This is a genomic window from Azospirillum sp., assembly GCF_050789165.1.
In genome coordinates, this window is sequence record NZ_JBOZRT010000094.1 from 1 (window position 1) to 9,236 (window position 9,236).

8 protein-coding genes are annotated in these 9,236 nt (G+C 70.4%); 7 read left to right on the plus strand and 1 reads right to left on the minus strand.

Annotated elements, in window-relative coordinates:
* The first annotated feature begins 14 nt into the window (after positions 1 to 14).
* Both ACRWK7_RS21225 and ACRWK7_RS21230 read left to right on the plus strand, forming a co-directional pair.
* Positions 15 to 119 carry an SDR family oxidoreductase gene (locus ACRWK7_RS21225; protein WP_431858286.1) on the plus strand — a complete coding sequence of 35 codons (105 nt, stop codon included), beginning with the start codon at positions 15 to 17 and terminating at the stop codon, positions 117 to 119.
* A 220-nt stretch (positions 120 to 339) separates the two neighbouring features.
* Positions 340 to 1,413 (plus strand): aldose epimerase family protein, encoded by a 1,074-nt coding sequence (locus tag ACRWK7_RS21230; protein WP_431858279.1) that lies wholly within the window; start codon positions 340 to 342, stop codon positions 1,411 to 1,413.
* Between the two features lie 166 nt (positions 1,414 to 1,579).
* Here ACRWK7_RS21230 and ACRWK7_RS21235 read toward each other — a convergent pair whose 3' ends face one another.
* Positions 1,580 to 2,356: a GntR family transcriptional regulator gene (locus tag ACRWK7_RS21235; protein WP_431858280.1), complete on the minus strand. Its 777-nt coding sequence runs from the start codon at positions 2,354 to 2,356 to the stop codon at positions 1,580 to 1,582.
* Between the two features lie 176 nt (positions 2,357 to 2,532).
* On the opposite strand from ACRWK7_RS21235, the gene ACRWK7_RS21240 reads away from it, so the two are divergent.
* The 5 genes from ACRWK7_RS21240 to ACRWK7_RS21260 form a co-directional block, all read left to right on the plus strand.
* Positions 2,533 to 2,967: a methylglyoxal synthase gene (locus ACRWK7_RS21240; RefSeq protein WP_431858281.1), complete on the plus strand. Its 435-nt coding sequence runs from the start codon at positions 2,533 to 2,535 to the stop codon at positions 2,965 to 2,967.
* Between the two features lie 100 nt (positions 2,968 to 3,067).
* The gene (uxaC, locus tag ACRWK7_RS21245; protein ID WP_431858282.1) at positions 3,068 to 4,471 is read left to right on the plus strand and encodes a glucuronate isomerase; all 1,404 of its coding nucleotides are present in this window, start codon (positions 3,068 to 3,070) and stop codon (positions 4,469 to 4,471) included.
* A 14-nt stretch (positions 4,472 to 4,485) separates the two neighbouring features.
* The gene (locus ACRWK7_RS21250; protein WP_431858283.1) at positions 4,486 to 6,021 is read left to right on the plus strand and encodes a UxaA family hydrolase; all 1,536 of its coding nucleotides are present in this window, start codon (positions 4,486 to 4,488) and stop codon (positions 6,019 to 6,021) included.
* 404 nt (positions 6,022 to 6,425) lie between these two features.
* Entirely contained in the window at positions 6,426 to 7,940 is a 1,515-nt protein-coding gene (gene pyk, locus ACRWK7_RS21255) for a pyruvate kinase (protein WP_431858284.1), read from the plus strand.
* Between the two features lie 65 nt (positions 7,941 to 8,005).
* A partial coding sequence (locus ACRWK7_RS21260) for a pyruvate formate lyase family protein (RefSeq protein ID WP_431858285.1) occupies positions 8,006 to 9,236 on the plus strand: 1,231 nt, incomplete at its 3' end.

Sequence of the window (9,236 nt, forward strand, 5' to 3'; positions counted from 1 at the left end):
CCGGGCGCTGGAGCGTGCCGTCGGACATCGGCGGCCCGGCGGTGTTCCTGGCCTCCGACGCGGCCGACTACATCCATGGCACCATCCTGCCGGTCGATGGCGGCTGGCTGGCGCGCTGAGCGGAGCGCCGGGGACGGAGCACGGCGGCCTGCGGCATACTGTCCCCGTCCCTGGCAAACCCTTTGCGTCCGCCGCTAATATACTAGTATCTTTGCGTAGCCGCCGATCTCTGGAGTCCGCGATGACCTCCGATCCCCTCGAAACGGCGCTTCTCCTGCGTGTGGCGATGCTGCTTGGCCTGAACGTGCTGGCGCTGTCGCTCTGCTGAGGTTTCCGATCATGACCAGACCCGCCGACCTGCGCCGCGAGGCGTTCCAAACCACCATCGACGGCAAGCCGGTGGACCTGTTCACCCTGCGCAACCGCAACGGCGTGGTGGTGCGGATCACCAACTACGGCGCGAAGATCGAACAGATCCTGGTGCCCGACCGCAACGGCGTCCTCGGCGACGTGGTGCAGGGCTACGACGGCATCGACCAAGTGGTGAACGGCCAGCCGTCCATGGGCTCGTTCATCGGCCGGTACTGCGGGCGCATCGCTGGCGGCCGCTTCACGCTGGACGGCGTCGAGCACCGCACCACGGTGAACAGCGCGCCCAACACGCTGCACGGCGGCACCCGCGGCTCGCGCTTCCGCGTCTTCGACGCCCGCCAGCTGGACGAGTCCAGCCTGGAGCTGACCTACGTCTTCCAGGACGGCGAGGAGGGCTTCCCCGGCACGCTGCCGGTCCGTCTGGTCTACACGCTGGACGACGCCAACGCGCTGACCATCGCCTGGACGGCGGTGGCGGCCGACAAGGCGACGGTCGCCAACTTCACCGACCACACCTTCTTCAACCTGTCGGGCGACCTCGGCTCCTCCATCCTCGACCACGTCGCGACGGTGCAGGGGAGCCGCTATCTGGCGCTCGACACCACCGCGGTGCCGACCGGCGAGACGGTGGACGTGGACGGCACGCCCTTCGACTTCCGCAACCCCGCCGCGTTCGGCGCGCGCATCGGCGCCGACCACCCGATGCTGGCGCTCGGCAGGGGCTACGACCTGCATTACGTGGTGGACAAGCCGGCCGGCGTGCCAGGCCTGCACGCCCGCGTGGTGCACCCCGGCAGCGGCCGGGTGCTGGAGGTCCGCTCGACCGAGCCGGGGCTGCAGCTCTACACCGGCAATTTCCTCGAGGGCAAGGCGCCGCGCGACGCCGGCAAGGGCGGCACGCTGTACACCAAGCACAGCGCCTTCTGCCTGGAGCCCTCGCACTTCCCGAACGCCGTCAACCTGCCGGCCTTCCCCTCCACGGTCCTGCGGCCGGGGCAGTGGTATACCGGCCGCATCGTCTACGGCTTCGGCGTCGCCTGAGGACCAGGTCCCATGAAACGCGTGCCGCCGTGGCTCTACGCCACGCTGCTGGCCGCCGGAGCGCTGCTGTTCCTGGTGGCCGACCACACGCTGGACGGTTGGGCGCACGTCGCCGGCATGGGCGCCGGGGCGGCGGTCTGCCTGCTGCTGGCGCTGGCGCCGGCGGCTATGGCGCCGCGCCCTCGACCGCCGAGAAGTAGCGCGGGTTCGCCTTCTGCGCTTCCGCGATGGTGATCTGCAGGTCGTCGAGGTGCGTGTCCAGCGCCTTGACGGCCCGATCCGCGTCGTGCGCCGCGACGGCCTCGACGACGGCCTCGTGCTCCTCGATCACCACGCCCATGCGGCCCTGCACCGGCAGGGTCAGGCGGCGGTAGCGGTCGACCTGCACCTTGACCTGCTGGATCAGCGTCCAGAAGCCGGGGTAGCCGGCGGTCTCGGCGAGCAGGCGGTGGAACTCCTCGTCGGCCTGGTGGAAGCCCTCGAAATCGCCGGCGGCCTCGCACTCGCGCTGCACCTCGATGCAGGTTTGCAGGCGGGCGACCTGGCTGCGCGTCGCGCGTTCGGCGGCGTAGCGGACGGTGGCCTCCTCCAGCACGCGGCGGATGGCGATGGCCTCGGGCAGCGCGCCGAGGGGGATGCGGGCGACGAAGGTGCCGGACTGCGGGAACACCTCGATCAGGCCCTCGTCGGTCAGCTTCAGCACCGCCTCGCGCACCGGGGTGCGGCTGACGCCGTAGGCTTCGGCGATCTGCTTCTCGGCGATGGGCTCGCCCGGCTTGCGGCGCAGCGACAGGATCTCGTCGCGCAGGTCGCGGTAGATGTTCGCCGACACCGTCCCGCCGCGCTGGACCGGCCGCGCGACCGGAATCGCCGGACCGCGCCGGGTCCGCCGCCGCCGACCCGCGTCGGCACCGGACGACGGGGGGTGTGCCGCTTTCGTCAAGACCTGCTCCCGATCACCACACGGCAGGCGCGCCCCACGGCGGGGCACGATTCAACCGTTAAGCATAATATGCGCGCGGACGCGCGGCCGTCAAACACCCCGGAGGAAGGAAACAAGCCCCTTGCGCCGCCACTGATATATTAGTATAACTCTGCCGCACTGAGAGGACGCCCGCCATGACCCGCAAACGCATCGCCCTGGTCGCGCACGACGCCCGCAAGGCCGACCTGATCGCGTGGATCGGCGCGCACCTCCGCTTCCTCGCCGGCCATGCATACTGGGCGACCGGCACTACCGGCACGCTGGTCCGCAACGCCCACCCGGACCTCGACATCACCCCGCTGAAGAGCGGCCCGCTGGGTGGCGACCAGCAGATCGGCGCGATGATCGCCGAAGGGCGCATCGACATGCTGGTGTTCTTCGTCGATCCGATGACGGCGCAGCCGCACGACGTGGACGTCAAGGCGCTGACCCGCCTCGCCACGCTCTACAACATCCCGATGGCCTGCAACGAGGCCACCGCCGACATGCTGGTCGCCTCGCCGCTGTTCTCCAACGGCTACACGCCGCGTCCGGCCGACTTCCACACCTACGAAAGCCGCGCCGTCTAACCCGAATCCCCAGCGCCGCAGGGCTTGCAACCGCCATACTGATATATTAGTATACTTCACACGACGGCATCGCCTCACCCTTCCCACATCGGAGATCACCATGCTCCACCCCGACCGCCTGTTTCCCAGCGATCCCACGCAGCGCGCCATCGCGCGCCGCCTGTACAGCGAAGTGAGCGCGCTGCCGATCGTCAGCCCGCACGGCCACACCGACCCGTCCTGGTTCGCCAAGGACGAGGCGTTCCCGGATCCGGCCGCGCTGTTCGTGAAGCCGGACCACTACGCCTTCCGCATGCTGTACAGCCAGGGCATTTCCATGGAGAGCCTGGGCGTGCCGCGCAAGGACGGCGGCCCGGTGGAGACCGATTCCCGCAAGATCTGGCGCCTGCTCGCCGCCAACTGGCACCTGTTCCGCGGCACGCCGACGCGCATGTGGCTCGACCACGCGTTCGAGACCGTCTTCGGCGTCACCGAGCGGCTGAGCGCCGAGAGCGCCGACCGCATCTACGACCAGATCGAGGCCTGCCTGCGCACGCCGGAGTACCGCCCGCGCGCCCTGTTCGAGCGTTTCAACATCGAGGTGCTGGCGACCACCGAGTCCCCGCTCGACCCGCTGGAGCACCACAAGGCGATCCGCGCGAGCGGCTGGAAGGGCCGTGTCGTCACCGCCTTCCGCCCCGACCCGGTCGTCGATCCGGAGTTCGAGGGCTTCCAGGCCAACGTCGAGCAGCTGGGCGCGATCACCGGCGAGAACACGCTGGGCTGGACCGGCTACCTCGCCGCCCTGGCGAACCGCCGCCGCACCTTCAAGGAGGTCGGCGGCGCCACCTCGACCGACCACGGCCACCCGACCGCGCTGACCGCCGACCTGTCGCGCGCCGAGGCGGAGGCCCTGTTCGACAAGGCGCTGCGCGGCACCATCACCGCCGCCGAGGCCGAGCTGTTCCGCGGCCAGATGCTGACCGAGATGGCGAAGATGAGCCTGGAGGACGGGCTGGTCATGCAGATCCATCCGGGCAGCTTCCGCAACCACAATCCCGTGGTGTTCGACCGCTTCGGCCGCGACAAGGGCGCCGACATCCCGAGCCAGACCGAGTACGTGCGGGCGCTGAAGCCGCTGCTCGACCGGTTCGGCAACGAGGCGAAGCTGACCATCATCCTGTTCACGCTGGACGAGACCAGCTACAGCCGCGAGCTGGCGCCGCTGGCCGGCCACTACCCGGCGCTGCGCCTCGGCCCGTCCTGGTGGTTCCACGACAGCCCCGAGGGCATGCGCCGCTTCCGCGAGATGGTCACCGAGACGGCCGGCTTCTACAACACCGTCGGCTTCAACGACGACACCCGCGCCTTCTGCTCGATCCCGGCCCGCCACGACGTGGCCCGGCGCATCGACGTCGCCTTCCTGGCGCGCCTCGTCGCCGAGCACCGCCTGGACGAGGACGAGGCGGCCGAGCTGGCGGTGGATCTCGCCTACCGCCTCGCCAAGAACGCCTACAAGCTCTGAGAGGACGCCGCACCATGGCCTCGCTGATCATCCGCCTGCACCCCGCGGACAACGTCGTCGTCGCCGGCGTCGACCTGCTGCCCGGCGTGACGCTGCCCGGCACCGCCCCTGGAACCGACGTGTCTTGCCGCACCCCGGTGCCGGCCGGCCACAAGGTGGCGGTGCAGGCGATCGCAGTCGGCGAGGCGGTGCGCAAGTACAACCAGGTCATCGGCTTCGCCACCCAGCCCATCGCCGCGGGGGAGCACGTGCACGTGCACAACCTGGGCATGGGCGACAGCTTCGAGCGCGACCACGCCTTCGGCGCCGACGCCAGGCCGACGGACCTGCTGCCGGAGGCGGAGCGCGCCACCTTCCAGGGCATCGTCCGCCCGGACGGCCGGGTGGCGACGCGCAACTACATCGGCGTGCTGACCAGCGTGAACTGCTCCGCCACCGCGGCGCGGATGATCGCCGACCAGTTCCGCGGCGACGCGCTGGCCGCCTTCCCCAACGTGGACGGCGTGGTGGCGCTGACGCACGGCTACGGCTGCGGCATGGGCGCCAAGGGCGACGCCATCGACGCGCTGCGCCGCACCATCGCCGGCTACGCCCGCCACCCCAACTTCGCCGCCGTGCTGGTGCTCGGCCTGGGCTGCGAGGTCAACCAGGTCGACCACCTCGTCGAGGCGGAGAAGCTGGCCGTGGGCGACCGCCTGCGCACGCTGTCGATCCAGGAGGTCGGCGGCACCCCGGCGGCGGTGCGCGAGGGTGTCCGCTGGATCAAGGAGCTGCTGCCGGCGGTCAACGACGTGGCCCGCCAGCCGGTGCCGGTCAGCCACCTGACGCTGGCGCTGCAGTGCGGCGGCTCGGACGGCTACTCGGGCATCACCGCCAACCCGGCGCTGGGCTACGCGGTGGACCTGCTGGTGCGCCAGGGCGGCACCGCCGTGCTCTCCGAGACCCCGGAGGTCTACGGCGCCGAGCACCTGCTGACCCGCCGCGCCGTCGCCTCGAACGTCGGGCAGAAGTTGGTCGACCGCATCGTCTGGTGGGAGGACTACACCACCCGCACCGGCGGCGAGATGAACAACAACCCCTCGCCCGGCAACAAGAAGGGCGGCCTCACCACCATCCTGGAGAAGTCGCTGGGCGCGGTCGCCAAGGCCGGCACCACCAACCTCGTCGAGGTGCTGCGCTACGGCGAGCCGATCACCGCCAAGGGGTTGGTGTTCATGGACACCCCGGGCTACGACCCGGTCTCGGCCACCGGGCAGGTGGCGGGCGGCGCCAACGTGCTGTGCTTCACCACCGGTCGCGGCTCGGTGTTCGGCTGCAAGCCGACGCCCAGCCTTAAGCTGGCGACCAACACGCCGCTGTTCCGCCGCATGCCCGACGACATGGACATCGACTGCGGCACCATCGCCACCGGCGACGAGACCATCGAGGAGGTCGGCCGCCGCATCTTCGACCTGATCGTCGAGACCGCGTCGGGCCGCAAGAGCAAGAGCGAGGAATTGGGCTTCGGCTCCGACGAGTTCACGCCGTGGCAGATGGGCGCGGTGATGTAGGCGTCGGACGCGTCGAGGGGGAGAGACAGGAGGGCACCGCCGGGCACACCGCCCAGCGGTGCCCTTTCCCTTTCCGGAGCCGCAGATGCCCCTCTCCCCTGGAGGGAGTGGGGTTTGGGGAGAGGGGGGATTGCCGCCGTCAGGCGGAATGTAAGGCTCTGTTTCCGGCCTCCCGGCCGCTATGCCCCCTCTCCCCAACCCCTCTCCCGCGAGGGGAGAGGGGCTCTGTGCACCAAGGTACCTGTCGCCCTGCCGCGCTGCGACACTTTGGCATCCCCCGTCGTCGGCGGTTGCCCCTCAAGTAATATACTAGTATAACGACGACACGAATTCAGCGCCGTTGGCGCAGGGGCGAACGACGCGTGCCGCGCCGCCCCATTCCTCCTTGCGGAGCCCGCTTCGACATGAGCAGCCAGACCCCGATCCGCCGGACCCGGCAGACGAAGATCGTCGCCACCCTCGGCCCCTCCTCCTCGACGCCGGAGATGATCCGGCAGCTGGTGGAGACCGGCGTGGACGTCTTCCGCCTGAACTTCAGCCATGGCAGCCACGCCGACCACGGCGAGCGCGTCCAGGCGATCCGCGCGGTCGAGCGCGACACCGGCCGCCCCATCGCCATCATGGCCGACCTGCAGGGCCCCAAGCTGCGCCTCGGCACCTTCGCCGGCGGCCCGGTGGACCTCATCCCCGGCCAGTCCTTCCGCCTCGACCTCTCCAAGGAGCCCGGTAACGCCACGCGCGTCGGCATGCCGCATCCGGAGATCTTCGCCGCGCTGGAGCCGGACGCCGAGCTGCTGCTCGACGACGGCAAGGTGCGGCTGCGCGTCACCGACTGCGGTCCCGACTTCGCCGACACCGTGGTGATGGCCGGCACGCGCCTGTCCGACCGCAAGGGCGTCAACGTGCCGGGCGTCGTGCTGCCGCTGTCGCCGCTGACCGCCAAGGACCGCACCGACCTCGCCTTCGCGCTGGAGCAGGGCGTCGATTGGGTGGCGCTCAGCTTCGTGCAGCGCCCGGAGGACGTCGCCGAGGCGCGCAAGCTGATCGCCGGCCGCGCCGCGCTGCTCTCCAAGCTGGAGAAGCCGCAGGCCATCCAGCACCTGGAACGCATCGTCGAGCTGTCGGACGGCGTGATGGTGGCGCGCGGCGACCTCGGCGTCGAGATGCCGCCGGAGGACGTGCCCTCCATCCAGAAGCGCATCGTGCGCGAGGCGCGCTTGGCCGGCAAGCCGGTGATCGTCGCCACGCAGATGCTGGAATCGATGATCTCCGCCCCCGCCCCGACCCGTGCCGAGGCGTCGGACGTGGCGACCGCCGTGTTCGACGGTGCGGATGCGGTGATGCTGTCGGCCGAGACGGCGTCCGGCGCCTATCCGCTCGAAGCGGTGTCGATCATGGACCGCATCGCGCGCCGGGTCGAGCAGGACACGCTCTACCGCGCCATGATGGACGCCCAGCACGCCGACCCCGAGCAGACCTCGGCCGACGCCATCACCGCGGCAGCGCGGCAGGTGGCGCACACCATCAAGGCGGCGGCCATCGTCACCTACACCACCTCGGGCTCGACCACGCTGCGCGCGGCGCGCGAGCGCCCCGAGGTGCCGATCCTCTGCCTCACCGAAAGCAGCGCCGCGGCGCGCCGGCTGATGCTGGCCTACGGCGTCCACGCGGTGCTGACCGAGGACGTGCAGAGCTTCGCCGACATGGTGCACAAGGCGGCGCGCATCGCCTACGCGCACGGCCTCGCCGACGACGGGCAGCGGCTGGTGATCACCGCCGGCGTGCCGTTCGGCATGCCGGGCTCGACCAACGTGCTGCGCATCGCCTGGGTCGAGCGGCCGAGCCAGCCCGGCCCCGGCGCCCGCTCCGGGCACGCCGCCATCGACGCCCGCGCCGCCATGGCCGACGCCGCCGACTGATCCGATGTTCCGACCGCGCCGCCCCCGCCGACGGGGCGCCGGCGCTTTCTCGAAGGTGAAATGCAATGGACACGCTGTTTCGGGAAGAGCTTGCCGCTCCGGCCAAGACCGCCCTCGACCCCTGGCGCGGTTTCGCGAAGGGCGTGTGGCGCAGCGAGGTGAACGTCCGCGACTTCATCGTGCGCAACGTCACGCCGTATGAAGGCGACAGCGCCTTCCTGGCCGGGGCCACCGGCAAGACCAAGGCGCTGTGGGACACCGTCGCCGCCCTGCTCAAGCAGGAGCGCGCCGCCAAGGGCGGCGTGCTCGACGTGGACACCGAGACCTTCGCCTCCATCGTCGCCCACGCCCCAGGCTACATCGACAAGGACCTCGAACTCATCGTCGGCCTGCAGACCGACAAGCCCTTGAAGCGCGCCATCATGCCCTTCGGCGGCTGGCGCATGGTCAAGAACGGCCTGGAGGCCTACGGCTTCACCCCCAGCCCGAAGCTGGAGGAGGTCTTCCCGGCGCTCCGCAAGACCCACAACGACGGCGTCTTCGACGCCTACACCGAAGAAGCCCTGCGCTGCCGCAAGTCCGGCGTCATCACCGGCCTGCCCGACGCCTATGGCCGCGGCCGCATCATCGGCGACTACCGCCGCTTGGCGCTGTACGGCGCCGATTTCCTCATCCAGGACAAGAAGGCCCAGCTCAAGTCCCTCGAACTCGACCAGCTCACCGAGGAGACGCTGCGCCTGCGCGAGGAGATCAACGAGCAGATCAAGGCGCTCGGCGAGCTGGTGCAGATGGCGAAATCCTACGGCTTCGACGTGACCCGCCCGGCCGCCACCGCGCAGGAGGCCGTGCAGTGGACCTACCTCGCCTACCTCGCCGCGGTGAAGGAGGCCAACGGTGCGGCGATGTCGCTGGGCCGCGTCTCCAGCTTCCTCGACGCCTACATCGAGCGTGACCTGCGGGAAGGCACGCTGGCCGAGGTCGAGGCGCAGGCGCTGATCGACCAGTTCGTCATCAAGCTGCGCCTGGTGCGCTTCCTGCGCACGCCCGAGTACGACCAGCTGTTCTCCGGCGACCCGACCTGGGTCACCGAGTGCGTCGGCGGCATGGCGCTGGACGGCCGCACCCTGGTGACCAGGAACTCCTTCCGCGTGCTCAACACGCTGAACACCCTCGGCCCGGCGCCGGAGCCCAACCTGACGGTGCTGTGGTCGGAGCGGCTGCCGGAGGGCTTCAAGGCGTTCTGCGCCGAGACCTCGATCAAGACCTGCTCGGTGCAGTACGAGAACGACGACCTGA

Coding starts and splice junctions, on each gene's coding strand:
- ACRWK7_RS21230 (WP_431858279.1), top strand. CDS start 340: ATGACCAGACCCGCCGACCTGCGCCGCGAGGCGTTCCAAACCACCATC.
- ACRWK7_RS21240 (WP_431858281.1), top strand. CDS start 2,533: ATGACCCGCAAACGCATCGCCCTGGTCGCGCACGACGCCCGCAAGGCC.
- uxaC (WP_431858282.1), top strand. CDS start 3,068: ATGCTCCACCCCGACCGCCTGTTTCCCAGCGATCCCACGCAGCGCGCC.
- ACRWK7_RS21250 (WP_431858283.1), top strand. CDS start 4,486: ATGGCCTCGCTGATCATCCGCCTGCACCCCGCGGACAACGTCGTCGTC.
- pyk (WP_431858284.1), top strand. CDS start 6,426: ATGAGCAGCCAGACCCCGATCCGCCGGACCCGGCAGACGAAGATCGTC.